Raw genomic sequence first — 26,205 nt, 5'->3', positions numbered from 1 at the left:
GCACCTAGAGGATCACGAGGAACCAGTGAAGATCGGCATCGTCTGCCCGTACGACTGGGACGTTCCCGGCGGGGTGCAGTTCCACATCCGGGACCTGGCCGAGCACCTGATCGGCCTCGGCCACGAGGTGTCGGTGCTGGCGCCAGCGGAGGACGACGAGGCGCTGCCGCCGTACGTGGTCTCGGCGGGGCGGGCGGTGGCGGTGCCGTACAACGGCTCGGTCGCGCGGCTGAGCTTCGGCATCCTCTCGGCGGCCAGGGTCCGGCGCTGGCTGAACGAGGGCCGGTTCGACATCCTGCACGTGCACGAGCCGGCCTCGCCGAGCCTGTCGATGCTGGCCGCCTGGTCGGCGTCGGGGCCGATGGTCGGCACCTTCCACACGTCCAATCCGCGGTCGCGGGCGATGATCGCGGCCTCGCCGATCCTGCAGCCCGGCCTGGAGAAGATGCGGGCGCGGATCGCGGTGAGCGAGTACGCCCGGCGGACCCTGGTGGAGCACCTGGGCGGGGACGCGGTGGTGATCCCCAACGGGGTGGACGTCGGCTTCTTCGCGGAGGCGGAGCCGGACGCGCGCTGGACGGGTGGGGCGGCGTCCGGCGAGCCTGGCACGATCGGGTTCATCGGCCGGATCAACGAGCCTCGCAAGGGCCTGCCGACGCTGCTGGCGGCCCTGCCGCGGATCCTGGCCGAGCGGCCGGGGGTGCGGCTGCTGGTGGCCGGCAAGGGCGACGAGGAGGAGGCGGTCGCCGGCCTGGCGCCGGAGGTCCGCGCGCAGGTGGAGTTCCTCGGCATGGTGAGCGACCGGGACAAGGCCAGGCTGCTGCGCAGCGTCGACCTGTACGTGGCGCCGAACACCGGTGGCGAGAGCTTCGGGATCATCCTGGTGGAGGCGATGTCGGCGGGCGCCCCGGTGCTGGCGAGCGACCTGGACGCGTTCAAGCAGGTGCTGGACGGCGGGGACGCGGGGGAGCTGTTCCCGGTGGAGGACGCGGACGCGCTGGCCGCGGCGGCACTGCGGCTGCTGGGGGACCCGGGCCGGCTGGAGGAGCTGCGCAAGGCGGCGTCCCGGCACGTGCGGCGGTTCGACTGGTCGACGGTCGGTGCGGACATCCTGGCGGTGTACGAGACGGTGACGGCCGGCGCGGTGGCGGTGGTCGGCGAGGACGAGCGCGGCGGCCGGCGCGGGCGGTTCGGGCTGGCCCGGGACTGACCCCGGCGTCGGGGGCCGGTCGGCCGGGAATCGGCGGGGGCCGTCCGGGGTTGGGCTGCCTGAACCACCGATCATCGTGACCCTGGAGGCACCGGATGCCGCAGATCTCCGTCGACTACTCCCCGAGCCTGTCCGGCGCCTTCGACCGGCGTGCGCTTGGCCTGGCGATCAACCGGCTGGTGGTGAAGACCATCGACGCGAGCCCGGAGGCGTGCAAGACGGTCTTCCGCGAGGTGCGGGAGTTCGTGGTGGGCGTCGAGGACGGCGAGGGCGCGGGCGACGCCCAGGTGTACGTCGAGTTCCAGATCTTCCCGGGCCGTACCCCGGAGGCGAAGGCGGCGCTCAGCGACGCCGTGCTGGCGCTGCTGGCGGAGCGGATCGCGCCGGCGCCGGGCACCCGGCTGTTCACCGCGGTGAACGTCGAGGACATCGACCGCGCCAGCTACCGGAGTGCCACCGCCGAAGGCTGACGCCGGGCACCCGGTAGCGTAGCGCCCCGTGACTACCTGGATCTGGGCCGCCGTGGCCGTGGTGCTGTTCGGCATGTACCTGAGTTGGACGGCCGGCCGACTGGACCGGCTGCACGCCCGGATCGACGCCGCGCGGGCGGCGCTGGACGCGCAGCTGGTCCGGCGGGCCTCGGTCGCGATCGAGCTGGCGGCCTCCTCGCTGCTGGACCCGGCGGCCTCGCTGCTGCTGCTGGACGCGGCGCACGCGGCCCGGCAGGCCGACGACGAGCAGCGCGAGGTGGCGGAGAGCCAGTTGAGCATGGCGCTGCGGGCGGTGTTCGCCGAGCCGGAGCAGGTCGCGGTGCTGGTGGCCGAGCCGGGCGGCGAGGAGGCGGTCAAGGAGCTGACGGCCGCGGTGCGCCGGGTGCCGATGGCGCGGCGGTTCCACAACGACGCGGTGCGTGCGGCCCGGGCGGTGCGCGAACACCGGCTGGTGCGCTACTTCCGGCTGGCGGGCAAGGCACCGTTCCCGATGGCCTTCGAGATGGACGACGCCCCGCCGTCGGCGCTGACCCCGGAGGGTGCTCCGGCCTGAGGAGCGGGCGTCTCACAGGCCGGACCGGGTGTGCCCGGATCCGGCCTGTTTGTCGTATCCCGTCGGCCAGCCTGGACTTGATGGCGCATGGAAAGACCATTTCTTCCGCCTACCATAGGGCGATAGCACTGGTTCATCTTCGAGTGAGGTCTCACGTGTCCACCACCCCCACCACCGCAGACCAGCCGCAGATCGGTACCGCCCGGGTCAAGCGCGGCATGGCCGAGCAGCTCAAGGGCGGTGTGATCATGGACGTGGTCAACGCCGAGCAGGCCAAGATCGCCGAGGACGCCGGCGCTGTCGCCGTCATGGCGCTGGAGCGGGTGCCCGCCGACATCCGCAAGGACGGCGGCGTCGCGCGCATGTCGGACCCGAACATGATCGAGGAGATCATCGCCGCGGTCTCGATCCCGGTCATGGCGAAGTCCCGGATCGGCCACTTCGTCGAGGCCCAGGTCCTGCAGTCGCTCGGCGTGGACTACATCGACGAGTCCGAGGTGCTGACCCCGGCCGACGAGGTGAACCACTCGGACAAGTGGGCGTTCACCACGCCGTTCGTCTGCGGTGCCACCAACCTGGGCGAGGCCCTGCGCCGCATCGCCGAGGGTGCGGCCATGATCCGCTCCAAGGGCGAGGCCGGCACCGGCAACGTCGTCGAGGCGGTCCGCCACCTGCGCCAGATCAAGAACGAGATCGCCCGGCTGCGCGGCTACGACAACAACGAGCTGTTCGCCGCCGCCAAGGAGCTGCGCGCTCCGTACGAGCTGGTCAAGGAGGTCGCCGAGCTCGGCAAGCTGCCGGTCGTGCTGTTCTCCGCCGGTGGTGTGGCCACCCCGGCCGACGCCGCGCTGATGCGCCAGCTCGGTGCCGAGGGCGTCTTCGTCGGCTCCGGCATCTTCAAGTCGGGCGACCCGGCCAAGCGTGCCGCCGCGATCGTCAAGGCCACCACCTTCTTCGACGACCCGAAGATCATCGCGGACGCCTCCCGCAACCTGGGCGAGGCCATGGTCGGCATCAACTGCGACACCCTGCCCGAGAGCGAGCGCTACGCCAACCGCGGCTGGTAGTCGCCCCGCGCCAAGCGCCGGCCCGCCGCAGCGCCTCGGCGCGCGGCGGGCCGCGCCACGTACACACGACGTAACGATCGAAGAGGTTTGAGACCGTGAGCACTCCAGTCATCGGCGTCCTCGCCCTGCAGGGCGATGTCCGCGAGCACCTGGTCGCGCTGGCCGAGGCCGACGCGCTCGCCCGCCCGGTGCGCCGTGCCGAGGAGCTGGCCGAGGTCGACGCGCTGGTGATCCCCGGCGGGGAGTCCACCACCATGTCCAAGCTGGCCCTGCTGTTCGGCGTGATGGACCCGCTGCGCGAGCGGGTCGCCGGGGGCATGCCGGTCTACGGCACCTGCGCGGGCATGATCATGCTGGCCGACAAGATCCTGGACGGCCGCGACGACCAGGAGACCGTGGGCGGCATCGACATGACCGTGCGCCGCAACGCCTTCGGCCGCCAGAACGAGTCCTTCGAGTCCGGCATCGCCTTCCGCGGCCTGGACGACGCCCCGGTGCACGGCGTGTTCATCCGCGCCCCCTGGGTCGAGGCCGTCGGCGCGGGCGTCGAGGTGCTGGCCGAGCTGCCGGCCGCCGACGGTCCGGAGAGCCGCGTCGTCGCCGTCCGCCAGGGCAACCTGCTGGCGACCTCCTTCCACCCCGAGCTCACCGGCGACCACCGGGTGCACGGCTACTTCGTGCGGATGGTCGAGGAGCACCTGGCGGCGGCGGCCCGGTAACGCTTCGCCGCCGCACGCGGACCGTGTGCACCCCACCGGCGGCGGCACCGGTAAGATCCCTCCTGTTCATTTCCCTTTGGCGACGTAAAGGAGCTGGCGATGTCCGGCCACTCTAAGTGGGCTACCACCAAGCACAAGAAGGCCGTGATCGACGCCAAGCGCGGCAAGCTCTTCGCCAAGATGATCAAGAACATCGAGGTGGCGGCGCGCACCGGCGGCGGCGACCCGGCCGGCAACCCCACGCTGTACGACGCCATCCAGAAGGCGAAGAAGAGCTCCGTCCCGATCGACAACATCAACCGCGCCGTCAAGCGCGGCTCGGGCGCGGAGGCCGGCGGGGCCGACTACTCGACGATCATGTACGAGGGCTACGGCCCGAACGGTGTCGCCGTCCTCATCGAGTGCCTCACCGACAACCGCAACCGCGCCGCCTCCGACGTGCGCGTGGCGATGACCCGCAACGGCGGCTCGATGGCCGACCCGGGCTCGGTCTCGTACCTGTTCAACCGCAAGGGCGTCGTGATCGTCCCCAAGGCCGACGGCGTCGACGAGGACAAGCTGTTCGAGGTCGTCCTCGACCAGGAGCCCGAGGAGATCAACGACCTCGGCGAGTCCTTCGAGATCGTCTCCGAGGCCTCGAAGATGGTCGCCGTCCGGACCGCGCTGGTGGACGCCGGCGTCGACTACGACTCGGCCGAGGCCAACTTCCTCCCGAGCATGCAGGTCGAGCTGGACGTCGACGGCGCCCGCAAGATCCTGAAGCTGATCGACGCCCTGGAGGACAGCGACGACGTGCAGAACGTCTTCGCCAACTTCGACATCAGCGACGAGGTCGGTGCGCAGCTCGACGCCGAGTGATCGTTCCCACTCCCCGGCCCGGTGGTCCCACGACCACCGGGCCGGTGTCGTCGGTGGGACTGTCCGACCCTGGCGGTAGCCTTCGCAGGTCGCCACGGCGAGCGGCGCTTTTCGGAGAGGCGGGGTCGAGGTGCGGGTACTGGGTGTGGACCCGGGGCTGACCAGGTGCGGGATCGGGGTGGTCGACGGCGCGCCGGGCCGGCCGCTGAGGATGGTCGGCGTCGGGGTGGTGCGCACGCCCGCCGAGGCGGACATCGGGCCCCGGCTGCTGCTGGTCGAGCAGGGCATCGAGAGCTGGCTCGACGAGCACCGGCCCGACCTGGTCGCGGTCGAGCGGGTCTTCGCCCAGCACAACGTCCGCACCGTGATGGGCACCGCGCAGGCCAGCGCGGTCGCGATGCTCTGCGCCACCCGGCGCGGCATCCCCGTCACCCTGCACACCCCCAGCGAGGTGAAGGCCGCCGTCACCGGCTCCGGCCGGGCCGACAAGGCCCAGGTCACCGCCATGGTGCAGCGGCTGCTGCGGCTGGACGCCCCGCCCAAGCCGGCCGACGCCGCCGACGCGCTGGCGCTGGCCATCTGCCACATCTGGCGCGGCGGCGCGAGCGACCGGATCGCCGCGGCGCTCGCCAAGGCGGCGCCCGCCAGGACCGCGCCCGGCGCGGCCGCGCCCGCCGCCCGGGCCCCGTACTCCGCACGATCCCCCCGAGGAGCCGCTCGATGATCGCCTTCGTCCAAGGGCCGGTGGCCGCCGTCAGCGGCGGCACCGTCGTCGTCGAGGTCGGCGGCGTCGGCATGGCCGTCCAGTGCACCCCGGCGACCGCGGCCGGCCTGCGCCTCGGGGAGCCGGCCCGGCTCGCCACCTCGCTGGTCGTCCGGGAGGACTCGCTCACGCTGTACGGCTTCGCCGACGACGACGAGCGGGCCGTCTTCGAGATCCTCCAGGCCGCGCCCGGTGTCGGGCCGCGCCTGGCCCAGGCCATGCTCGGCGTGCACAGCCCGGACGAGCTGCGCGCCGCCGTCGCCGCCGGGAACGAGAAGGCGCTGATCGCCGTCCCCGGTATCGGCAAGGCGAAGGCCGCCAAGCTGCTGTTGGAGTACAAGGACAAGCTGGGCGCCCCGCACGGCAGCGTCCCGGCCCAGAAGCCGATCGCCGCGGGGCCCGCGCCGTGGAGCGAGCAGCTGCACGCCGCCCTGGTCGGCCTCGGCTACGCGCCGCGCGAGGCGGACGAGGCGGTCACCGCCGTCGCCCCCGAGGCCGAGGCGCAGGCCGTCACCGATGTGGGCGCGCTGCTCAGGGCCGCGCTGCGGACCCTCAACCGGACGCGCTGACGCCGCGTCGGCCACCACCCTCCACCGAACCGACCATCTGTCACCTTGTCGACATTGGAGCCCGCACCGATGAGCCCGTACGACTCCGACCCGGCCGACCGGCTGGTGACGGCCGCCGCCGACGGCGAGGACCAGGCGGTCGAGGCGGCGCTGCGCCCCAAGCAGCTGGACGAGTTCATCGGCCAGGAGCGGGTGCGCGAGCAGCTGTCCCTGGTGCTGCAGGCCGCCCGGCAGCGCGGGACCGCGCCGGACCACGTGCTGCTCAGCGGTCCGCCCGGGCTCGGCAAGACCACTCTTTCCATGATCATCGCGGCCGAGCTGGGCGCCCCGATCCGGATCACCTCGGGCCCGGCCATCCAGCACGCCGGCGACCTGGCCGCGATCCTCTCCTCGCTCTCCGAGGGCGAGGTGCTCTTCCTGGACGAGATCCACCGGATGTCCCGGCCGGCGGAGGAGATGCTCTACATGGCGATGGAGGACTTCCGGGTCGACGTGATCGTCGGCAAGGGCCCGGGCGCCACCGCCATCCCGCTGGAGCTGCCGCCGTTCACGCTGGTCGGCGCGACCACCCGGGCCGGGCTGCTGCCGCCGCCGCTGCGCGACCGGTTCGGCTTCACCGGCCACATGGAGTTCTACGCGCCCGCCGAGCTGGAGCGGGTGGTGCACCGCTCGGCCGCCCTGCTGGACGTCGAGATCGACCCGGCCGGCGCCGCCGAGATCGCCGGCCGCTCCCGGGGCACCCCGCGGATCGCCAACCGGCTGCTGCGCCGGGTCCGCGACTTCGCGCAGGTCCGGCACGACGGGGTGGTCACCCCGGAGATCGCCGCCCGGGCGCTGGACGTCTACGAGGTGGACGCCCGCGGTCTGGACCGGCTGGACCGCGCGGTGCTGGACGCGCTGCTGCGCCTGTTCGGCGGCGGACCGGTCGGCCTGTCGACCCTGGCGGTCGCGGTGGGTGAGGAGTCCGAGACGGTCGAGGAGGTCGCCGAGCCGTTCCTGGTCCGCGAGGGCCTGCTGGCCCGGACCCCGCGCGGCCGGATCGCCACCGCCGCCGCGTGGCAGCACCTCGGCCTGACCCCGCCGGTTCAGACCACCAGGGGCGCGGTACCGGCCCAGTCGGAACTTTTCCCGGCGGACGAGGGCTGAACGGGTGACACCGGGGCGATCGGGGCGCGCGGACGCCTGAGCAGGTCCGCGCGGAGAAGCCGGGGGAGAAGTCCGGGGAATCTGTGCAGGCGCAGGCTCGCCACTTTCGGCGGCAGGATGCGATGCTTGGCGTTGTCCGATCAGTTCGGGGTCGCCTAGACTCCGCCGGACCGCCCCTCTCACCTGACGGGCCGACCATTACCACACAGGCCGCCGGCCGGCGGCCCGTAAAGGACCCTGGCTGCAGTGAACCTCATCATCCTTCTCCTCCCGATCATCGCGATCGTGCTCATGTTCCGGTCGCAGAAGAAGCGCCAGCAGCAGCAGGCGAGCATGCAGACCGCGCTGGAGCCCGGGGCGGGAGTGCGCACCATCGGCGGCCTGTACGCCCAGGTGAAGGCGGTCAACGAGGAGACCGTCGAGCTGGAGATCGCGCCCGGCGTGGTCACCCACTTCACCAAGAGCGCGGTGGCGGCGGTCCTGGACCCGCAGGAGTACGACGCGATCATCAACGGTCGCCCCGCCGTGGACGAGCTGTCCGAGCCGGAGGCCGAGGACGCCGACGTCGAGCCGGTCGAGGACAAGCCGCTGACGCTCACCAAGGACAGCGCCGACAAGGGCGACGTCGAGGGCGCTGGTCCCGCGACCAAGTAGTACGGCCGGGCACCCGCCCGGCCGCGCGGCGCAGTCAGTAGTGCCGCGAGCCCACAGGATCTCAGGGCCGCAGATCCGCCATGCCCCCGTCCGCCACGAGCCGGACGGGGGTCCGGTAGGGGAGGTGGCATGGACAGGGAGAAACGAGCAAGGTGGCAACACCCAAGTCGCGCCCGCGCGACGGTTACCCGGGGCGGGCTCTGGCCCTCATCCTGGTGGTCACCGTCGGACTGGTCGCCCTCATGTTCGGGACGGGCCACACCAAGCCCCGCCTGGGTATCGACCTCGCCGGCGGTACCAGCATCACCTTGAGCGCGAAGTCGACCGACCCCAAGGCGATCAACAAGTCCAACATGGACATCGCCACCGGGATCATCGAGCAGCGGGTCAACGGGATGGGCGTCTCCGAGGCGGAGGTCCAGACCCAGGGCGACCGGAACATCATCGTCAACATCCCCAAGGGTGGTGACAAGCAGAGCGCGGTCGACCAGGTCGGCACCACCGCGCAGCTCTACTTCCGCCCCGTCCTCGCCCTCGCCCCGAGCGGTGTCCAGGCCCCGGCCCCGAGCGCGTCCCCCTCGGCGAGCGGCAGCGCCGCCCCGAGCGCGACCCCCTCGGCCACCGGCACGCCCGCCGCGTCCGCCGGCGCCCCCAGCGCCAGTGCGACCAAGCAGGGCCGCGCCGTCGGTGAGGCGCTCGCCGCCGACGCCACCCCGACCCCGGCCGCCACCGGCAGCGCGAGCACCGCTCCGAGCGCGCCCGCCGCCGCGACCCCGAGCGCTCCCGCGCCCACCGCACCGGTCAACCCGGACCTCTCCGCCGCGATGACCACGGGCACCGTGCCGCCGGAGCTGGCCGCCGAGTTCGCCGCCGTCGACTGCTCCAAGCCCGAGCAGCGCAAGAACCTGCAGAAGTCCGAGGGGCAGCCGACCGTCGCCTGCACCCAGAAGGACGAGCGCGGGATCTTCTACAAGCTCGCCCTCGGCCCGGTCGCGGTGAAGGGCGCCGACGTCTCCAAGGCGCAGGCCACCATCGACACCCAGCAGGGTGCCGGCTGGCAGGTCGCGCTGCAGTTCAACGGCCGGGGCACCGACGCCTTCACCGACGTCACCGGCAAGCTCGCCGCCCAGCCGGACCCGACCAACCAGTTCGCCATCGTGCTGGACGGGCAGGTCGTCTCCCACCCGTACGTGCGCAACGCCATCCCCGGCGGCTCGGCCGTGATCTCCGGCAGCTTCAGCCAGGCGGAGGCGCAGAACCTCGCCAACGTGCTGAGCTTCGGCGCGCTGCCGCTGGAGTTCACCACGGACGACGTCACCACCGTCTCGCCGCAGCTCGGCGGCGACCAGCTGAAGGCGGGCCTGATCGCCGGCCTCATCGGCATGGTGCTGGTGGTCCTCTACTCGCTGGTCTACTACCGCGGCCTCGGCCTGGTCTCGATCGCGGGTCTGATCGTCTCGGCGATCCTGACCTACTCGATCATGAGCCTGCTCGGCGCGGGGATCGGCTTCGCGCTGAACCTGCCGGCCGTCTGCGGCGCGATCGTCGCGATCGGTATCACCGCGGACTCCTTCATCGTCTACTTCGAGCGCATCCGCGACGAGGTCCGCGAGGGCGCCCCGCTGCGCCCGGCGGTCCAGCGGGCCTGGCCGCGCGCCCGGCGCACCATCCTGGTGTCGGACTTCGTGTCCTTCCTCTGTGCCGCGGTGCTCTACCTGGTCTCGGTCGGCAAGGTGCAGGGCTTCGCGTTCACGCTGGGCCTGACCACCGCGCTCGACGTCGTGGTGATCTTCCTGTTCACCAAGCCGCTGATCACCCTGCTGGCCCGCCGGAAGTTCTTCTCCGACGGTCACCCGTGGTCGGGCCTGGACCCGAAGCGCCTGGGCGCCCGCCCGCCGCTGCGCAGCACCCGTCGTCGCAGCTCCTCCTCCTCTGCCGCCGTGAAGGAGGCCTGACACCGTGTCGCGCTTCTCCAATCTGGGTCACCGGCTCTACCAGGGCGAGGTCAGCTTCGACTTCGTCGGCCGCCGCAAGCTCTGGTACAGCATCTCCGGCGTGATCGTGCTGGTCGCCGCCGTCGGCCTGGCCATGGGCCTGAAACTCGGCATCGAGTTCAAGGGCGGCTCGGTCTACACCGTCGCCAAGCCGGGGCTGACCATCTCGCAGACGCAGGACGTGGTGGACAAGATCGTCCACTCGCACCCGCTGGTCCAGTCCGTGGACGACGGCAAGAAGATCCGCATCCAGGTCAGCTCCGAGGACCAGGTCTCCTCGGCGGTCTTCACCGACAAGCTGTCCAAGGAGCTCAGCGTCCCGATCGCGGAGATCGACACCCAGGTGATCGGCCCCAGCTGGGGTGAGCAGATCTCCGACAAGGCCCTCACCGGCCTGATCATCTTCATGGTCCTGGTGACGGTCTACCTGGCGATCGCCTTCGAGTGGCGGATGGCGGTGGCCGCCCTGGTCGCCCTCATCCACGACCTCCTGATCACCATCGGGGTGTACGCCCTGGTGGGCTTCGAGGTCACCCCCGGTACGGTGATCGGCTTCCTGACGATCCTCGGGTACTCGCTCTACGACACGGTCGTCGTCTTCGACACCGTGAAGGAGAACGCGAAGGGGCTCACCAAGCAGAACAAGATCACCTACAGCGAGGCGGCCAACGCGGGCCTCAACCAGACCCTGGTTCGCTCGCTGAACACCACGGTGGTCGCCCTGCTCCCGGTGGCGGCGCTGCTGTTCATCGGTGGCGGCCTCCTGGGCGCCGGCACGCTGAACGACATCTCGCTGGCCCTGTTCATCGGTCTCGCCGCCGGTGCCTACTCCTCGATCTGCGTCGCCACCCCGCTGCTCGCGCAGCTCAAGGAGGAGCAGCCGGAGATGAAGGCGCTGGCCAAGCGGGTCGCCCAGCGGCGGGCCGCGGAGGCCAGGAACGCCGCCGCGGAGGCGCGCGGCGAGGCCCCGGAGGGCGAGGAGATCGCCGACGGCGACCTGCCGGCGGGTATGGTCGGTCAGCGCGGCCGGGCGGCCGGCGCCTCGCGTGCCAAGGGCCGTCCGTCCACCAAGCGCTGACGCCCGACCGACCGTGAGGACTCTTCCGTGACCACCGCCGACACCGCCCTGGCCGAGCTGCTGAACAGCCGGATCCGGGACGTTCCGGACTACCCGAAGCCCGGTGTGCTGTTCAAGGACATCGCACCGCTGCTCGCCGACGCCGAGGCCTTCGCGGCCCTCACCCGGGCGCTGGCGGAGCGGGCGACGGCCCTCGGTGCGACCAAGGTGGTGGGCCTGGAGGCGCGCGGCTTCGTGCTGGCGGCCCCGGCGGCCTTCGCGGCCGGGCTCGGCTTCGTGCCGATCCGCAAGGAGGGCAAGCTGCCCGGCGAGGTGTTCCGGCGCTCGTACGAGCTGGAGTACGGCTCGGCGACGCTGGAGGTGCAGTGCGACGCCTTCGCACCCGGTGAGCGGGTGCTGGTGGTGGACGACGTGCTGGCCACCGGCGGGACGATCGGTGCCTCGCTGGACCTGGTCAAGGAGGCCGGCGCCGAGCTGGTGGGCGTCGTGGTGCTGATGGAGCTGGGCTTCCTGGACGGCCGCGAGCGGCTGGCCGGGCACCTGGGCGGCGCGCCGCTGGAGACGCTGGTCACGGTCTGAGGGAAGCGTCCGACGAACGGACGGAGGGCGGCGGTCGGATCATCCGACCGCCGCCCTCCGCGTGTCCGGGGCCGACCGGCTGAACACGGGAGCGCCGGGCTCGGTACCATGAAGGTTCATCCCCTCCCGGTTGTGCGTGATGGTGCGAGCCGCACGAGGGGCCGGCCCGGTGCCCCGAGGAGTGTCCTTGCCCGACGAGGTTGTGCCCACGGCCGAAGCGGCCGCCCCCGAAAACCGTCCCACGCCCTCGGGGGCCACCCCGGCACGCCCGGCGCCGACCTCCTCCCGCCCGGTGGCTCCCGCGAGCCGTCCGTCCTCCTCCGGGGGCATGCGCGCCCGGCTGGCCCGCCTCGGCGGCCAGCGCTCCAGCGTGCTCAACCCCGTCCTGGAGCCGCTGTTCCGCTCGATCCGGGCCAACGACCCCAAGGCCGACCCGGTCCTGCTGCGGGACATCGAGAAGGCGTACGCCGTCGCGGAGAAGTGGCACCGCGGGCAGAAGCGCAAGAGCGGCGACCCGTACATCACCCACCCGCTGGCGGTGGCGACCATCCTGGCCGAGCTGGGCATGGACGCCGCGACCCTGATGGCCGGCCTGCTGCACGACACCGTCGAGGACACCGACTACGGCCTGGAGACCCTGCGCAAGGACTTCGGCGACTCGGTGGCCCTGCTGGTCGACGGCGTCACCAAGCTGGACCGGGTGAAGTTCGGCGAGGCCGCGCAGGCCGAGACCGTCCGCAAGATGGTCGTCGCGATGGCCAAGGACCCGCGCGTCCTGGTGATCAAGCTCGCGGACCGGCTGCACAACATGCGCACCATGCGCTACCTCAAGCGGGAGAAGCAGGAGAAGAAGGCCCGCGAGACGCTGGAGATCTACGCCCCGCTGGCGCACCGGCTGGGCATGAACACCATCAAGTGGGAGCTGGAGGACCTCGCCTTCGCGATCCTCTACCCCAAGATGTACGACGAGATCGTGCGCCTGGTCGCCGAACGCGCCCCCAAGCGGGACGAGTACCTCGCCACCGTCATCGACCAGGTCCAGGGCGACCTGCGCGGCGCCCGGATCACCGCGTCCGTCACCGGCCGGCCGAAGCACTACTACTCGGTCTACCAGAAGATGATCGTCCGGGGCCGGGACTTCGCCGAGATCTACGACCTGGTGGGCATCCGGGTCCTGGTCGACACCGTCCGCGACTGCTACGCGGCGCTGGGCACCATCCACGCGCGGTGGAACCCGGTGCCGGGGCGGTTCAAGGACTACATCGCGATGCCCAAGTTCAACATGTACCAGTCGCTGCACACCACGGTGATCGGTCCCGGGGGCAAGCCGGTCGAGCTGCAGATCCGCACCTTCGACATGCACCGCCGGGCCGAGTACGGCATCGCCGCGCACTGGAAGTACAAGCAGCGCGCGGTGGCCGGCGCCTCCAAGGTCCGCACCGACACCCCCACCCAGACCCGCAAGGACGACAAGGCCGGCGCCGTCAACGAGATGGCCTGGCTGCGGCAGCTGCTGGACTGGCAGAAGGAGACCGAGGACCCGAGCGAGTTCCTGGAGTCGCTGCGCTTCGACCTCTCCAACAACGAGGTCTTCGTCTTCACGCCCAAGGGCGACGTGATAGCGCTGCCGGCCGGTGCCACCCCGGTGGACTTCGCCTTCGCCGTCCACACCGAGGTCGGGTACCGCTGCATAGGGGCGCGGGTCAACGGGCGGCTGGTGCCGCTGGAGTCGACCCTGGAGAACGGCGACAGCGTCGAGGTCTTCACCTCCAAGGCGGAGAACGCCGGCCCCTCCCGGGACTGGCTGGGCTTCGTCAAGTCCCCGCGCGCCCGCAACAAGATCCGCGCCTGGTTCTCCAAGGAGCGCCGCGAGGAGGCGATCGAGCACGGCAAGGAGGCCATCGCCCGGGCGATGCGCAAGCAGGGCCTGCCGATCCAGCGGATCCTGACCGGCGACTCGCTGGTCACCCTGGCCCACGAGATGCGCTACCCGGACATCTCCTCGCTGTACGCGGCGATCGGCGAGGGCCACGTCGCCGCGCAGAACATCGTGCAGAAGCTGGTGCAGGCGCTCGGCGGCGAGGAGGGTGCCACCGAGGACCTGGCCGAGACGGCCACGCCGACGCACGACAACCGCCGGGCGGTGCGCCGCCGGGCCAAGGGCGATCCGGGCGTCATCGTCAAGGGCGTCGAGGACGTCTGGGTCAAGCTGTCGCGCTGCTGCACCCCGGTGCCGGGCGACCCGATCGTCGGCTTCGTCACCCGCGGCAACGGCGTCTCGGTGCACCGCGCCGACTGCGTCAACGTGGAGGCGCTCAGCCAGCAGCCCGAGCGGATGATCGAGGTCGAGTGGGCGGCCACCCAGTCGTCCGTCTTCCTGGTGGCCATCCAGGTCGAGGCGCTGGACCGCTCCCGGCTGCTCTCGGACGTCACCCGGGTCCTCTCAGACCAGCACGTCAACATCCTGTCGGCGGCGGTGCAGACCTCCCGCGACCGGGTGGCGATGAGCCGCTTCACCTTCGAGATGGGCGACCCGAAGCACCTCGGCCACGTCCTGAAGGCGGTCCGCGGCGTGGAGGGCGTCTACGACGTCTACCGGGTCACCTCGGCCCGCAAGTAGCGGGTACGGCGAAGGGCCCCACCGCCTCGGCGGTGGGGCCCTTCGTCAGGTCCGGAGGGCGGCGGATCAGCCGCTGAACTCCTCCTGGCTGCGGTGCGCCTGCTCCAGCAGGGTCTGCACACCCGCCAGCTCGGACTCCAGCTTGGCGACCTTGCTCGCGTTGCCGGCGGCACGGGCCTTGTCCAGGTCGGCCTGGATCTTCTCGGCCTTGGCCTCGAAGAGGCCGACCATGCCGGCGGCGCGGGCCTTGGCCTCCGGGTTCGAGCGCTTCCACTCGCTGTCCTCGGCCTCGCGGATCGCCCGCTCGACGGTGTTCAGCCGGGCGTCCAGCTTCGGGCGGGCGTCGCGCGGCACGTGCCCGATCGCCTCCCAGCGCTCGTTGACGTCCCGCAGGGCGGCCTTGGCGGCCTTCAGGTCGGTGATCGGCAGGATCGCCTCGGCCTCGGCCGCCAGCGCCTCCTTGAGCTTCTGGTTGCCGACCTGCTCGGCGTCGCGCTCGCTGAACACCGCGGACCGGGCCTGGAAGAAGACGTCCTGGGCGCCGCGGAAACGCGCCCACAGCTCGTCCTCGATGTCCCGCTGGGCGCGCCCGGCGGCCTTCCAGCGCGCCATCAGGTCGCGGTAGCTGGCCGCGGTCTCGCCCCACTCGGTGGAGGAGGAGAGCGCCTCGGCCTCGCTGACCAGCCGCTCCTTGGTGGCCCGGGCCTGGTCGCGCTCGGCGTCCAGGGTCGCGAAGTGGGCCTTGCGGTGCTTCGAGAAGACCGAGCGGGCGTGCGAGAACCGGTGCCACAGCTCGTCGTCGCTCTTGCGGTCCAGCCGGGGCAGGCCCTTCCAGGTGTCCACCAGCGCGCGCAGCCGGTCCCCGGCCTCCCGCCACTGGGTGGACTCGGCGAGCCGCTCGGCCTCGGCGACCAGCTCCTCCTTGGCCGTACGGGTCTCGTCCTGGGCCTTGGCGCGGGCCGCCTTGCGCTCCTCGCGGCGGCTCTCGATATCACCGGCGAGCGTGTCCAGCCGCTTGGCCAGCGCGTCCAGGTCGCCGACCGCGTGCCCCTCGGTCACCTGCGCGCGCAGGTGGTCCAGCGCGGTCTGGGCGTCCTTGGCGGCCAGGTCGGTGGTGCGCACCCGCTTCTCCAGCAGGCCGATCTCCACCTCGATGCCCTGGTACTTGCGCTCGAAGTAGGCGAGAGCCTCCTCGGGCGAGCCGGCCTGCCAGGAACCCACGACGCGTTCGCCGTCGGCCGTCCTGACGTAGACCGTGCCCTGCTCGTCGACACGGCCCCACGGGTCGCTGCTCATAGCGCGTCCTCCACATGACGTCGCGCCCGCGCCGGAGCGGGACGCGTACGTCGTCCACAGTTGATGTGCGGCGGACCGATGGGCCCGCCGTCCCGTCCGCCGTGCTTTGCTGCCGAGGGTGACGGCCGGCGGGTCTGGGCACCCTACACAACGCCAACATAGGCGACCAGGACCGGTGCTGTCCGCATCCGGGCCGGGCGATTTCGGGCCGGCACCGCGCCGGGGCGCCGCGCGGGCGTCCGCGGGGCGGTCCCGGTGCCGGTCAACCCTTCGCGGCGGTCACCGAGTTGAGGGTGACGTCGGCCATCGGGTGACCGTCCGTCCCGCCCTCCAGGGTGCCCGCGGCGGCGATCTTCTGGAGCACGTCCAGACCGCCGGTGATCTTGCCGAACGGGGTGTAGTTCGGGCCGAGCTGGGTGTCCTTGTAGACCAGGAAGAACTGGCTCCCGTTGGTGCCCGGGCCGGAGTTGGCCATCGCCAGGGTGCCCGCCGGGTACGTCGCGCCGGTCAGGTTCTCGTCGGCGAACTTGTAGCCGGGACCGCCGGTGCCGCCAGGGTTGGTCGCGCTGGCGGTCGGGTCGCCGCACTGCAGCACGAAGATGCCGCCGGTGGTCAGCCGGTGGCACTTGGTGTGGTCGAAGTACTGCTCGCCGGCCAGGAAGGCGAAGGAGTTCACCGTGTGCGGCGCCTTGGCCGCGTCCAGCGAGAGCGTCACCTTGCCGCAGTTGGTGTCCAGCGTCGCCGTGTACTTGCCGGCGGCGTCGACGCTCATGGCCGGCTCGGCCTTCCACTGCTTGCCGTTCGGCGCGCCCGGCGCCGGGTCCGCGCAGCCCTCGACCGGCGTGCGGGTCGGGGTGGTGGGCTCGTCGGTGGCGGTCGGCGCGGTCGGCGCGGTCGGCGGCGCCGCCGCGGTGTCCTTCTTGTCGTCCGAGGTGAAGGCACCCGTGCCCACCAGGACACCGCCGCCCGCCAGCACCACCACGGCGAGCGCGCTGCCGAGGATCGTGTTGCGACGCCGGCGCGCGGCGTGCATCTCGGCCCGGCGCTTCGCCTGGCGCTCGTACTTCTCGCGGGCGAGCTGCCGCCGCCGCTGTTCGCTGCTGACCACCGGCCGTGTCTCCTACATGGGTGCTGTCGTACTGGGGGCTGTCCGGCCCCTCCGGCCCGGGGGCGAGGAGGGATCGTGTGCGGATGCTGGAGCGGATCATCGCATCCATCGGCGGCCAAGTGTAGGGACCGCGGCTGTAAGAACCCGGTGAACCCGTCGGGACGGAGTGGACCTGTCCCGCCTATCTGGTTCGCAACCGGACCCGGAGCGCCGGTAGGCTTCCGTTACATCTCATCGTGTAGCCGCATCCCGCAGCCGCCACGGCCGACCCGAATCACGAAGGACGCGCGTTGTTCATCGCCGGATTCCCCGCTGGAGCCTGGGGCACCAACTGCTACCTGGTCGCACCGGCCGCCGGCGAGGAGTGCGTCATCGTGGACCCGGGCCACCAGGCCGCCCGCGGCGTGGAGGAGCTGGTCCGCGAGCACCGGCTGAAGCCGGTCGCGGTGGTCCTCACCCACGGCCACATCGACCACGTCGCCTCGGTGGTCCCGGTCTGCGGCGCGCGCGGCGTCCCGGCCTGGATCCACCCCGAGGACCGCTACATGATGGCCGACCCGGAGAAGGCGCTCGGCCGCTCGCTCGGCACCCAGCTGATGGGCGAGCTCACCGTCGGCGAGCCCGACGACGTGCGCGAGCTCACCGACGGCAGCGTGCTGGAGCTGGCCGGCCTGAAGCTCACCGTCGACCACGCGCCCGGCCATACCAAGGGGTCGGTGACGTTCCGGACGCCCGGCGCCGAGGACCTCCCCCCGGTGCTGTTCTCGGGCGACCTGCTCTTCGCCGGCTCCATCGGGCGCACGGACCTCCCGGGCGGGGACGGCGACGCGATCCTGCGGTCGCTGGCCCGGGTGTGCCTGCCCCTCGACGACGCGACCGTGGTCCTCTCCGGCCACGGCGGACAGACCACCATCGGCCGCGAGCGCGCCACCAACCCCTACCTCCGACAGGCGGCGGGAGCGCTCGGCGCTCCGGCCTTCCCGCGACGAGGAATGTGACGGAAGAGAAGTTGAGCACCTTCACCGCCCCCAAGGGCACCTACGACCTGCTGCCCCCCAGCTCCGCGACCTTCCTGGCGATCCGCGAGCGGATCGCCGCGCCGGCCCGCCGGGCCGGCTACGGCTACATCGAGACCCCGGTCTTCGAGGACGTGAAGCTCTTCTCCCGCGGCGTCGGCGAGTCCACCGACATCGTCAGCAAGGAGATGTACAACCTCACCACCAAGGGCGGCGACGAGCTCGCGCTGCGCCCCGAGGGCACCGCCTCGGTGCTGCGCGCCGCGCTCCAGGCCAACCTGCACAAGCAGGGCAACCTGCCGGTCAAGCTCTGGTACTCCGGCTCCTACTACCGCTACGAGCGGGCGCAGAAGGGCCGCTACCGCCAGTTCTCGCAGGTCGGCGCCGAGGCGATCGGCGCCGAGGACCCGGCGCTGGACGCCGAGCTGATCATCCTGGCCGACGACGCCTTCCGCTCGCTGGGCCTGCGCGACTACTCGCTGCTGCTCAACAGCCTCGGCGACAAGCAGTGCCGCCCGGTCTACCGGGCCGCGCTGGTGGAGTTCCTGGCCGGCCTCGACCTGGACGACGACACCCGCCGCCGGGCCGAGATCAACCCGCTGCGCGTGCTGGACGACAAGCGCGAGTCGGTGCAGGCCCAGCTCGGCGGCGCGCCGATGCTGCGCGACTTCCTCTGCGAGGAGTGCAAGGCCTACGACGAGAAGGTCCGCGAGCTGCTGACCGCCAACGGGGTGGCCTTCACCGACGACCCCAAGCTGGTCCGCGGCCTGGACTACTACACCCGTACCACCTTCGAGTTCGTCCACAACGGCCTCGGCGCGCAGTCCGCGATCGGCGGCGGCGGCCGCTACGACGGGCTCTCCGAGATGATCGGCGGCCCCGCGCTGCCGTCCGTCGGCTGGGCCCTCGGGGTGGACCGCAGCTACCTGGCGATGGAGGCCGAGGGCGTCGTCCTCGACCTGCCGGCCGCCACCTCCGTCTACGCCGTCGCGCTCAGCGACCAGGCCAAGAACGTCCTCTTCGCCAAGGTGGTCGAACTGCGCCGCGCGGGCGTCGCCACCGACCTCGCCTTCGGCGTCAAGGGCATCAAGAACGCGATGAAGTCCGCGGACCGTTCCGGCGCCCGCTTCGCCGTGCTCGCCGGTGACCGGGACCTCGCCGACGGCGTCGTCCAGCTCAAGGACATGACCACCGGCGAGCAGAACCCCGTCGCCCTCGACGCTCTCGTCACCACCCTGAAGGAGAAGCAGCTGTGATCCGCACGCACGACGCGGGCACGCTCCGCCCGGAGCACGCAGGCACCACCGTCACCCTGGCCGGCTGGGTCGCCCGCCGCCGAGACCACGGCGGCGTGGCCTTCATCGACCTGCGGGACGCCTCCGGCACCGTGCAGATCGTGGTCCGCGACCTCGACTCGGTGCACGGCCTGCGTGCCGAGTACTGCGTCAAGGTCGTCGGCGACGTCCGCGTGCGGCCCGAGGGCAACGAGAACCCGGACATCCCGACCGGCGCCGTCGAGGTCGTGGTCAGCGAGATCGAGGTGCTCTCCGAGGCCGCCCCGCTGCCCTTCCCGGTCGCCGAGTACGAGCCCGGTACGGTCAACGAGGAGGTCCGCCTCCGCTACCGCTACCTGGACCTGCGCCGCGAGGGCCCGGCGAAGGGCCTGCGCCTGCGCTCCAAGGTCAGCAACATCATCCGCCGGGTGATGGAGGAGAACGACTACCTCGACATCGAGACGCCGTACCTCACCCGCTCCACCCCCGAGGGCGCCCGCGACTTCCTCGTCCCGGTCCGCCTGCAGCCCGGCCACTGGTACGCGCTGCCGCAGTCGCCCCAGCTGTTCAAGCAGCTGCTGATGGTGGCCGGCATGGAGCGGTACTACCAGATCGCGCGCTGCTTCCGCGACGAGGACTTCCGCGCCGACCGCCAGCCGGAGTTCACCCAGCTGGACATCGAGGCCTCCTTCGTCGACCAGGAGGACATCCTGGCCCTCGGCGAGAAGATCATCGGTGCGATCTGGCGCGACGTGCACGGGTACGAGATCCCCAACCCGCTGCCCCGGATGAGCTACGCGGACGCGATGGGCCGCTACGGCTCTGACAAGCCGGACGTCCGCTTCGGCCAGGAGCTCACGGACCTCACCGAGTACTTCAAGGGCACCTCGTTCCGCGTGTTCCAGGCCCCGTACGTCGGCGCCGTGGTCATGCCCGGCGGTGCCTCGCAGCCGCGCAAGCAGCTCGACGCCTGGCAGGACTGGGCCAAGGCGCGCGGCGCCCGGGGCCTCGCCTACGTGCTGATCGACGCCGAGACCGGCGGGCTGCGCGGCCCGGTCGCCAAGAACCTCTCCGAGGAGCACCTGGCCGGCCTGGCCGCCGCCGCCGGGGCCAAGAACGGTGACGCGATCTTCTTCGCGGCCGGCAAGGAGCGCCCCTCGCAGGAGCTGCTCGGCGCCGCCCGCCTGGAGATCGGCCGCCGCTGCGAGCTGATCGACGAGTCCCGCTGGGCCTTCCTCTGGGTCGTCGACTTCCCGATGTTCGAGCCGATCGAGGACGACAAGGGCGAGTTCCAGGGCTGGCACGCGGTGCACCACCCGTTCACCGCCCCGACCGCCGAGTCGCTCGCCACCTTCGACACCGACCCGGGTTCGGCGCTCTCCAACGCCTACGACCTGGTCCTCAACGGCTCGGAGCTGGGCGGCGGTTCGATCCGTATCCACCAGCGGGACGTGCAGAAGCGGGCGTTCGACGCGATCGGCCTCTCCGAGGAGGAGGCGGCCTCGCAGTTCGGCTTCCTGCTGGACGCCTTCAACTACGGCCCGCCGCCGCACGGCGGTGTCGCCTTCGGCCTGGACCGCGTCGTCACGCTGCTGGGCGGGTACGACACCATCCGCGACGTCATCGCGTTCCCGAAGACGTCCACCGGCGGTGACCCGCTGACCGGTGCCCCGACCCCGATCACCCCGGCGCAGCGTCGCGAGGCCGGCGTCGACGCCCAGCCGAAGGTCCGCGAGGACGCCAAGTCCTCCGAGGTCAAGCCCGAGGCCCAGCCCCAGGCCTGACGCCCAATCGGCTAATCTTTCACGGCCCCGGACGGCGCACCCGCCGTCCGGGGCCGGTCCACAACGGTGTGCGACGGAGAGAGGCTCCCCCCATGAAGGTCACCACCAGAATCGAGTGTCCCGAGGACGCACCCGCCACCAGACGGGTCCACATGGCGGCCTTCCCCGGCCCCGACGAGGCCGATCTGGTGGACGCGCTGCGCCGCGACCCCGCCTGGCTGCCCGAGCTGTCCGTGGTGGCGGTGGACGAGGCCGGGCTGGTGGTCGGCCACGCGCTGCTCACCCGGCTGGCGGTCGGCGACGGCCGGGGCCTGGCGCTCGCGCCCGTCGCGGTCGCCCCGGAGTGGCAGCGCAAGGGCGTCGGCGAGCTGGTCGTCCGGGCCGCGCTGACGGCCGCGGAGGAGGCGGCGGAGAAGCTCGTCGTCGTCCTCGGCGATCCGGACTACTACGGCAGGTTCGGCTTCGCGCCGGCGGGCCGGCACGAGGTCACCGGCCCGTTCGAGGTGCCGGAGGCCTACTTCCAGACCCTCGCCCTGCCGGCCTACGACGGCGGTCCGCGCGGGCTCTGCCGCTACCCGGAGCCCTTCGAGGCGGTCTGACCCGGTCCGGCCCCGTACGCGCCGGACCGGCTCCGTCCGGCTCACTCCGCCTGGCCCGGGACCGCCGGGCCGGCCGAGAACCCGACCGTGGCCCGGCAGCTGCGCACGAACGCGGCCATGGCGGGCGACAGTTCGCGGCCCATCGGCCAGTAGAGCCCGACCAGGCTCGGGCTGAGCCCCCGCACCGGCCGGTACGCGATGTCCTCCCGCGCCGTCAGCCTGCTCATCGCCTCCGGGGCGAAGCCGACGCCCTGACCGCACACCACCGCGGCCAGCCACTCGTCGGAGTTGTGCGCCACCGCGCCGATCCGCACCGGTCGCCCGCGCCGTTCCGGGACCGCCAGCCAGTAGTCGCGCCAGTGCCCGGCCTCCAGCGGGATCGCGACGAAGGGCTCGTCCAGCAGGTCCTCGAACCGGATCACCTGGTGGCCCGCCAACCGGTGCCCGGCCGGCAGCGCCACACAGCGCGGCTCCTCGCCCAGCACCGCGACGTTGTACTGCTCGGAGAGCGACGGCGGGGCGTGCCAGAGCGTCAGGTCGATCTCCCCGGTGGCGAGCCCCGAGGTCGGGTCGAACCAGTTGTTCTGCCGCAGCTCCACCTGCCAGCCGGGCATCCGCCGGGCGAAGTCCGTCACCGTGCTGCGGGTCATCAGGTTGATGCTGCCGCCCTCGAAGCCCACCCGCAGCGTCGAGCCCTGCTCGGCCGCCGCCGCCCGGGTGGCGCGCAGCGCGTCGTCCCAGCCGGCCAGCACCGGCCCGGTGCGCTCGGCCAGGGCCCGGCCGGCGTGGGTGGGCGCCATGCCCCGGCGCGAGCGCTCGAACAGTTCCACCCCGAGCAGCGCCTCCAGCTGGCGGATCTGCTTGGTGAGGGTCGGCTGCGAGACGAACAGCCGGGCCGCGGCGGCCGTCAGCTGGCCCTCCTCGCAGACCGCGGCGAAGCTCCGCAGCAGTCGGGTGTCCACATCCATGCCCCAAGGTTATGGAACGGGATATTGGACCGGCCCGGCAGGTCTACGACAGGGTTGATCACTCGGCCCTCGCGGGCCGGCCACGGGGGAGTCCGGCAGCGGCGGTTCAGGGGGCCGCCGCTGCCGGGCCGGCGCCCGGCCTGCGGGAACCCGGGGTTGCGCCTACGGTGAGTGCTCATCAGCCTTTGCCGAACGGAGGCACCCAGGTGGCAGCCAAGGCCGAGCGCGATCCCGGTACCGGCCCGGAGCACCGGCGGGAGCGGCTCGCGAAGAAGCCGTACGAGCGGGAGCTGCTGAGGCTCCAGAACGAGCTGGTGAAGCTCCAGGAGTGGGTGCGGGCCGAGGGCGCCCGGCTGGTGGTCGTCTTCGAGGGGCGCGACGCGGCCGGCAAGGGCGGCGCGATCAAGCGGGTGACGGAGTACCTGAACCCGCGCATCGCCCGGGTGGCGGCGCTGCCCACGCCCACCGAGCGCCAGCGGACCCAGTGGTACTTCCAGCGCTACGTCGAGCAGTTGCCGGCCGCGGGGGAGATCGTGCTGTTCGACCGCAGCTGGTACAACCGGGCCGGGGTCGAGCGGGTGATGGGCTTCTGCACGGACGAGCAGTACTGGCAGTTCCTGCACCAGTGCCCGATGTTCGAGCGGATGCTGATCGAGTCGGGCACCCTGCTGCGCAAGTACTGGTTCTCGGTCAGCGACACCGAGCAGCAGCGGCGGTTCCGGGACCGGCTGGAGGACCCGATGCGGCGGTGGAAGCTCTCGCCGATGGACGTCGAGTCGGTCAGCCGCTGGGAGGACTACTCGCGGGCCAAGGACGAGATGTTCGTCTACACCGACATCCCGGACTCGCCGTGGAACGTGGTGGAGAGCGACGACAAGCGGCGGGCCCGGATCAACATGATCGCCCACCTGCTCTCGACCGTCCCGTACCACGAGGTGGCCCCGCGGCGGATCGAGCTGCCGGCCCGCCCGGAGACGCGCGGCTACCAGCGGCCGCCGCGGGACCTGCAGAAGTACGTACCGGACCACTCGGCGCGGATCGGGTAGGCCCGGCCGCCCGGGAGCTCCGCGGGGCCGCCGGGGCGCGGACCCGGCCGGGGCGCGGCGGCCGGGCCGGGGTGTCGGTCGGCTCGCATAGGCTTCCGGTGTGGACGAACCGGACCTCTTCACCGCCGCCGCCGAGGAACGCCAGGCCAAGGAGCCCGGCCGGGCCCCGCTGGCCGTGCGGATGCGCCCGCGCACCCTGGACGAGGTCGCCGGGCAGCGGCAGCTGCTGAAGGCGGGCTCGCCGCTGCGCCGGCTGGTCTCGGGCTCGCGCGGCCCGGCGGCGACCAGTTCGGTGATCCTCTGGGGGCCGCCCGGTACCGGCAAGACCACCCTGGCGCACGTGATCAGCCAGTCCGTCGAGGGCCGCTTCGTGGAGCTGTCCGCGATCACCGCGGGCGTCAAGGAGGTCCGCGCGGTGATCGACGGCGCCCGCCGGGCGGTCGGCATGAACGGCAGGGAGACGGTGCTCTTCCTGGACGAGATCCACCGCTTCTCCAAGGCCCAGCAGGACTCGCTGCTGCCCGCCGTGGAGAACCGCTGGGTCACCCTGATCGCGGCCACCACCGAGAACCCGTACTTCTCGGTGATCTCCCCGCTGCTGTCGCGCTCGCTGCTGCTCACGCTGGAGTCGCTGACGGACGAGGACATCCGCGCCCTGCTGCACCGCGCGGTGGCCGACGAGCGCGGTCTGGAGGGCGCGCTGGAGCTCACCCCGGAGGCCGAGGACCACCTGGTCCGGCTGGCCGGCGGGGACGCCCGGCGGGCGCTCACCACGCTGGAGGCGGCCGCCGGGGCGGCGCTGGAGAAGGGCGAGGCGAGCATCACGCTGGCCACCACCGAGACGGCCGTGAACCAGGCCGCGGTGCGCTACGACAAGGACGGCGACCAGCACTACGACGTGGCCAGCGCGCTGATCAAGTCGATCCGGGGCAGTGACGTGGACGCCACCCTGCACTACCTGGCCCGGATGATCGAGGCGGGGGAGGACCCGCGGTTCATCGCCCGGCGGCTGATGATCTCGGCGAGCGAGGACGTCGGCCTGGCCGACCCGACGGCGCTGGCCACGGCGGTCGCGGCGGCCCAGGCGGTGGCGCTGATCGGCTTCCCGGAGGCGCGGATCATCCTCTCCCAGGCGGCGATCGCGCTGGCGCTGGCGCCCAAGTCCAACGCCGCCTACCTGGCGATCGACGCGGCGCTGGCGGACGTCCGGCAGGGCCTGGCGGGCGCGGTGCCGCCGCACCTGCGGGACGCGCACTACGGCGGCGCGGGCAAGCTCGGGCACGGCCAGGGCTACCAGTACCCGCACGATCTGCCGGAGGGCATCGCGGCGCAGCAGTACGCGCCGGACGCCGTGCACGGCAAGGCGTACTACCGGCCGACCCGGCACGGCGGGGAGGCCCGGTACGCGGACATCGTGGAGTGGACCAGGGGTCGGCTCAAGGGCGAGTGATCGGCGGGTATACTCGTCCGGAGTGCCGTGTCCCGGGCGCGGCGGCAGGGGAGACCCTGACCGACCGGCCGCACCAGCGGGGCAATGGCCGTGGTCTCCTCCGGGAGGCCCCAGGAGCGTCGCGCACCGTTTCGGTGTCGCGTGCAGCCCACCAACCCAGGTTCGGTGGGCCACTCGTGTGCTTGCACATCCGTGCCCGGTCGTGGAGAGCGGCTGATCGCACTGCCCCCGGGCGGTGCGGTTGTCTCCGGACCGCGAGGAGCGACCTCCGTCAACACCTGGTGAAGCCGTATTCGTAAGCAAGGAAGGTTTGGTTCATGGCGAACCAGAAGCGTCCCAAGGTCAAGATCGCGCGTGCGCTCGGCGTGCCGCTGACCCCGAAGTCCGTCAAGTACTTCGAGGCCCGCCCGTACCCGCCCGGCCAGCACGGCCGTGGCCGCAAGCAGAACTCGGACTACAAGGTCCGTCTGCTCGAGAAGCAGCGTCTGCGCGCCCAGTACGACCTGAGCGAGAAGCAGATGGCGCGCGCGTTCGACCGCGCGAAGAAGGCCGAGGGCAAGACCGGTGAGGCGCTCGTCGCCGAGCTGGAGACCCGTCTGGACTCCCTGGTGCTGCGTTCGGGCATTGCCCGCACCATCTACCAGGCCCGTCAGATGGTCGTCCACGGTCACATCGAGGTCAACGGCGGCAAGGTCAACAAGCCGTCGTACCAGATGAAGCCGGGCTTCGTCGTGACCGTTCGCGAGCGCAGCAAGGAGAAGGTCCCGTTCCAGGTCGCCCGTGAGGGTGGCTACGCGGGCGAGGGCCAGACCCCGAAGTACCTCGAGGTCAACCTGAAGGCCCTGGCCTTCCGCCTGGACCGCGCGCCGCAGCGCAAGGAGGTCCCGGTGATCTGCGACGAGCAGCTCGTCGTCGAGTACTACTCGCGCTGACCCGCGAGCGGTACGCCTGCCGTACCCAGCGAGCCCCCGTCGCCTTTCGAGGCGGCGGGGGCTCGTCCCGTTCCCGGGTGCTCCCGGGTTGTGCTCAGTCGTCCTCGCCGGTCATCGCGGCGGCCAGCCGCAGGTGCGGGCGGGCCTCCTCGGCGCGGCCCTGGCGCTCCAGGGTCCGGCCCAGCATCAGCCGGGCGTAGTCCTCGGCCGGGTGGGCGTCCAGGATCCGGCGCAGCTCGGCCTCGGCGCGGGAGAGCTGGGCCGAGTGGAAGTAGCTGCGGGCCAGCAGCAGCCGGACGGACAGGTTGGCCGGCTCCTCGGCGAGGACGCCCTCCAGCATGCGGGCGGCGTCGGTGTACGCCTTGGAGTCGAAGTAGAACGTCGCGAGGCGGTACTCGTCGGCGGTGTTGGTGGCCACGATTGCTCCTTCC

Annotated in this window: 25 protein-coding genes; 21 read left to right on the top strand and 4 right to left on the bottom strand. The window is 72.1% G+C overall.

Annotation, left to right across the window (positions count from 1 at the left end; genetic code table 11):
* Positions 1-25 precede the first annotated feature (25 nt).
* The 14 genes from OG618_RS09205 (at position 26) to OG618_RS09140 (ending at position 14,301) form a co-directional block, all read left to right on the top strand.
* Positions 26-1,210: a glycosyltransferase family 4 protein gene (locus tag OG618_RS09205; protein ID WP_329486826.1), complete on the top strand. Its 1,185-nt coding sequence runs from the start codon at positions 26-28 to the stop codon at positions 1,208-1,210.
* A 95-nt stretch (positions 1,211-1,305) separates the two neighbouring features.
* Positions 1,306-1,680, top strand: a complete 375-nt coding sequence (locus OG618_RS09200) for a 5-carboxymethyl-2-hydroxymuconate Delta-isomerase (RefSeq protein WP_329486824.1) — start codon at positions 1,306-1,308, stop codon at positions 1,678-1,680.
* Positions 1,681-1,708: 28 nt separating this feature from the next.
* On the top strand, positions 1,709-2,254 hold the full coding sequence (locus tag OG618_RS09195) for a hypothetical protein (protein WP_329486823.1): 546 nt from the start codon (positions 1,709-1,711) through the stop codon (positions 2,252-2,254).
* A 155-nt stretch (positions 2,255-2,409) separates the two neighbouring features.
* On the top strand, positions 2,410-3,321 hold the full coding sequence (gene pdxS / locus OG618_RS09190; RefSeq protein WP_329486822.1) for a pyridoxal 5'-phosphate synthase lyase subunit PdxS: 912 nt from the start codon (positions 2,410-2,412) through the stop codon (positions 3,319-3,321).
* A gap of 95 nt (positions 3,322-3,416) precedes the next feature.
* The gene (pdxT, locus tag OG618_RS09185; protein WP_329486821.1) at positions 3,417-4,040 is read left to right on the top strand and encodes a pyridoxal 5'-phosphate synthase glutaminase subunit PdxT; all 624 of its coding nucleotides are present in this window, start codon (positions 3,417-3,419) and stop codon (positions 4,038-4,040) included.
* A 99-nt stretch (positions 4,041-4,139) separates the two neighbouring features.
* Positions 4,140-4,898 (top strand): YebC/PmpR family DNA-binding transcriptional regulator, encoded by a 759-nt coding sequence (locus tag OG618_RS09180; RefSeq protein ID WP_329486820.1) that lies wholly within the window; start codon positions 4,140-4,142, stop codon positions 4,896-4,898.
* Between the two features lie 130 nt (positions 4,899-5,028).
* Positions 5,029-5,622: a crossover junction endodeoxyribonuclease RuvC gene (ruvC, locus tag OG618_RS09175; protein ID WP_329486819.1), complete on the top strand. Its 594-nt coding sequence runs from the start codon at positions 5,029-5,031 to the stop codon at positions 5,620-5,622.
* Positions 5,619-6,230 carry a Holliday junction branch migration protein RuvA gene (ruvA, locus tag OG618_RS09170; protein WP_329486818.1) on the top strand — a complete coding sequence of 204 codons (612 nt, stop codon included), beginning with the start codon at positions 5,619-5,621 and terminating at the stop codon, positions 6,228-6,230. Before ruvC ends, ruvA begins: the two co-directional genes overlap by 4 nt.
* Before the next feature lie 69 nt (positions 6,231-6,299).
* Positions 6,300-7,376, top strand: a complete 1,077-nt coding sequence (gene ruvB / locus OG618_RS09165) for a Holliday junction branch migration DNA helicase RuvB (RefSeq protein WP_329486817.1) — start codon at positions 6,300-6,302, stop codon at positions 7,374-7,376.
* Between the two features lie 246 nt (positions 7,377-7,622).
* The gene (gene yajC, locus OG618_RS09160) at positions 7,623-8,030 is read left to right on the top strand and encodes a preprotein translocase subunit YajC (RefSeq protein ID WP_329486816.1); all 408 of its coding nucleotides are present in this window, start codon (positions 7,623-7,625) and stop codon (positions 8,028-8,030) included.
* A 152-nt stretch (positions 8,031-8,182) separates the two neighbouring features.
* A complete protein-coding gene (secD, locus tag OG618_RS09155; RefSeq protein WP_442906773.1) occupies positions 8,183-9,985 on the top strand; it encodes a protein translocase subunit SecD in 1,803 nt (600 codons plus the stop codon).
* Between the two features lie 4 nt (positions 9,986-9,989).
* Positions 9,990-11,102: a protein translocase subunit SecF gene (gene secF, locus OG618_RS09150; protein ID WP_329486815.1), complete on the top strand. Its 1,113-nt coding sequence runs from the start codon at positions 9,990-9,992 to the stop codon at positions 11,100-11,102.
* Positions 11,103-11,129: 27 nt separating this feature from the next.
* Entirely contained in the window at positions 11,130-11,681 is a 552-nt protein-coding gene (locus tag OG618_RS09145) for an adenine phosphoribosyltransferase (protein WP_329486814.1), read from the top strand.
* A gap of 139 nt (positions 11,682-11,820) precedes the next feature.
* Entirely contained in the window at positions 11,821-14,301 is a 2,481-nt protein-coding gene (locus tag OG618_RS09140) for a RelA/SpoT family protein (protein WP_380386243.1), read from the top strand.
* Positions 14,302-14,367: 66 nt separating this feature from the next.
* Here the strand turns inward: OG618_RS09140 and OG618_RS09135 are convergent, their stop codons facing one another.
* The gene (locus tag OG618_RS09135) at positions 14,368-15,597 is read right to left on the bottom strand and encodes a DUF349 domain-containing protein (protein ID WP_329486812.1); all 1,230 of its coding nucleotides are present in this window, start codon (positions 15,595-15,597) and stop codon (positions 14,368-14,370) included.
* Positions 15,598-15,859: 262 nt separating this feature from the next.
* A complete protein-coding gene (locus tag OG618_RS09130) occupies positions 15,860-16,705 on the bottom strand; it encodes a peptidylprolyl isomerase (protein ID WP_329486811.1) in 846 nt (281 codons plus the stop codon).
* A 290-nt stretch (positions 16,706-16,995) separates the two neighbouring features.
* Between OG618_RS09130 and OG618_RS09125 the strand changes: the two genes are divergently transcribed.
* From OG618_RS09125 to OG618_RS09110, 4 genes are all read left to right on the top strand, one after another.
* Positions 16,996-17,703: an MBL fold metallo-hydrolase gene (locus OG618_RS09125; RefSeq protein ID WP_329486810.1), complete on the top strand. Its 708-nt coding sequence runs from the start codon at positions 16,996-16,998 to the stop codon at positions 17,701-17,703.
* A gap of 11 nt (positions 17,704-17,714) precedes the next feature.
* Positions 17,715-18,977 (top strand): histidine--tRNA ligase, encoded by a 1,263-nt coding sequence (gene hisS / locus OG618_RS09120; protein WP_329486809.1) that lies wholly within the window; start codon positions 17,715-17,717, stop codon positions 18,975-18,977.
* A complete protein-coding gene (aspS, locus tag OG618_RS09115; RefSeq protein ID WP_329486808.1) occupies positions 18,974-20,779 on the top strand; it encodes an aspartate--tRNA ligase in 1,806 nt (601 codons plus the stop codon). The genes hisS and aspS overlap by 4 nt, the downstream gene beginning before the upstream one ends.
* Before the next feature lie 92 nt (positions 20,780-20,871).
* The gene (locus OG618_RS09110) at positions 20,872-21,378 is read left to right on the top strand and encodes a GNAT family N-acetyltransferase (protein WP_329486807.1); all 507 of its coding nucleotides are present in this window, start codon (positions 20,872-20,874) and stop codon (positions 21,376-21,378) included.
* 41 nt (positions 21,379-21,419) lie between these two features.
* On the opposite strand, the gene OG618_RS09105 is transcribed toward OG618_RS09110, so the two are convergent.
* On the bottom strand, positions 21,420-22,346 hold the full coding sequence (locus OG618_RS09105) for a LysR family transcriptional regulator (RefSeq protein ID WP_329486806.1): 927 nt from the start codon (positions 22,344-22,346) through the stop codon (positions 21,420-21,422).
* Between the two features lie 290 nt (positions 22,347-22,636).
* Between OG618_RS09105 and ppk2 the strand changes: the two genes are divergently transcribed.
* The 3 genes from ppk2 (at position 22,637) to rpsD (ending at position 25,774) form a co-directional block, all read left to right on the top strand.
* Positions 22,637-23,392 carry a polyphosphate kinase 2 gene (gene ppk2, locus OG618_RS09100; RefSeq protein WP_442906936.1) on the top strand — a complete coding sequence of 252 codons (756 nt, stop codon included), beginning with the start codon at positions 22,637-22,639 and terminating at the stop codon, positions 23,390-23,392.
* A gap of 100 nt (positions 23,393-23,492) precedes the next feature.
* Positions 23,493-24,842: a replication-associated recombination protein A gene (locus tag OG618_RS09095; RefSeq protein WP_329486804.1), complete on the top strand. Its 1,350-nt coding sequence runs from the start codon at positions 23,493-23,495 to the stop codon at positions 24,840-24,842.
* Between the two features lie 317 nt (positions 24,843-25,159).
* On the top strand, positions 25,160-25,774 hold the full coding sequence (gene rpsD / locus OG618_RS09090) for a 30S ribosomal protein S4 (RefSeq protein WP_063346792.1): 615 nt from the start codon (positions 25,160-25,162) through the stop codon (positions 25,772-25,774).
* Positions 25,775-25,868: 94 nt separating this feature from the next.
* On the opposite strand, the gene OG618_RS09085 is transcribed toward rpsD, so the two are convergent.
* Complete coding sequence (locus tag OG618_RS09085; RefSeq protein WP_329486803.1) at positions 25,869-26,192, bottom strand: tetratricopeptide repeat protein; 324 nt, start codon at positions 26,190-26,192, stop codon at positions 25,869-25,871.
* Positions 26,193-26,205 lie beyond the last annotated feature (13 nt).

Source organism: Kitasatospora sp. NBC_01246 (genome assembly GCF_036226505.1).
Taxonomy (GTDB): Bacteria; Actinomycetota; Actinomycetes; order Streptomycetales; family Streptomycetaceae; genus Kitasatospora.
This window is presented reverse-complemented; position numbering and strand designations above follow the sequence as displayed.

Bases quoted from the DNA above. Each gene is read 5' to 3' on its own strand.
- rpsD (WP_063346792.1), top strand. From the start codon at position 25,160: ATGGCGAACCAGAAGCGTCCCAAGGTCAAGATCGCGCGTGCGCTCGGC.
- OG618_RS09180 (WP_329486820.1), top strand. From the start codon at position 4,140: ATGTCCGGCCACTCTAAGTGGGCTACCACCAAGCACAAGAAGGCCGTG.
- OG618_RS09135 (WP_329486812.1), bottom strand. From the start codon at position 15,597: ATGAGCAGCGACCCGTGGGGCCGTGTCGACGAGCAGGGCACGGTCTAC.
- ruvA (WP_329486818.1), top strand. From the start codon at position 5,619: ATGATCGCCTTCGTCCAAGGGCCGGTGGCCGCCGTCAGCGGCGGCACC.
- OG618_RS09110 (WP_329486807.1), top strand. From the start codon at position 20,872: ATGAAGGTCACCACCAGAATCGAGTGTCCCGAGGACGCACCCGCCACC.
- ruvB (WP_329486817.1), top strand. From the start codon at position 6,300: ATGAGCCCGTACGACTCCGACCCGGCCGACCGGCTGGTGACGGCCGCC.
- OG618_RS09200 (WP_329486824.1), top strand. From the start codon at position 1,306: ATGCCGCAGATCTCCGTCGACTACTCCCCGAGCCTGTCCGGCGCCTTC.
- OG618_RS09140 (WP_380386243.1), top strand. From the start codon at position 11,821: ATGGTGCGAGCCGCACGAGGGGCCGGCCCGGTGCCCCGAGGAGTGTCC.
- OG618_RS09105 (WP_329486806.1), bottom strand. From the start codon at position 22,346: ATGGATGTGGACACCCGACTGCTGCGGAGCTTCGCCGCGGTCTGCGAG.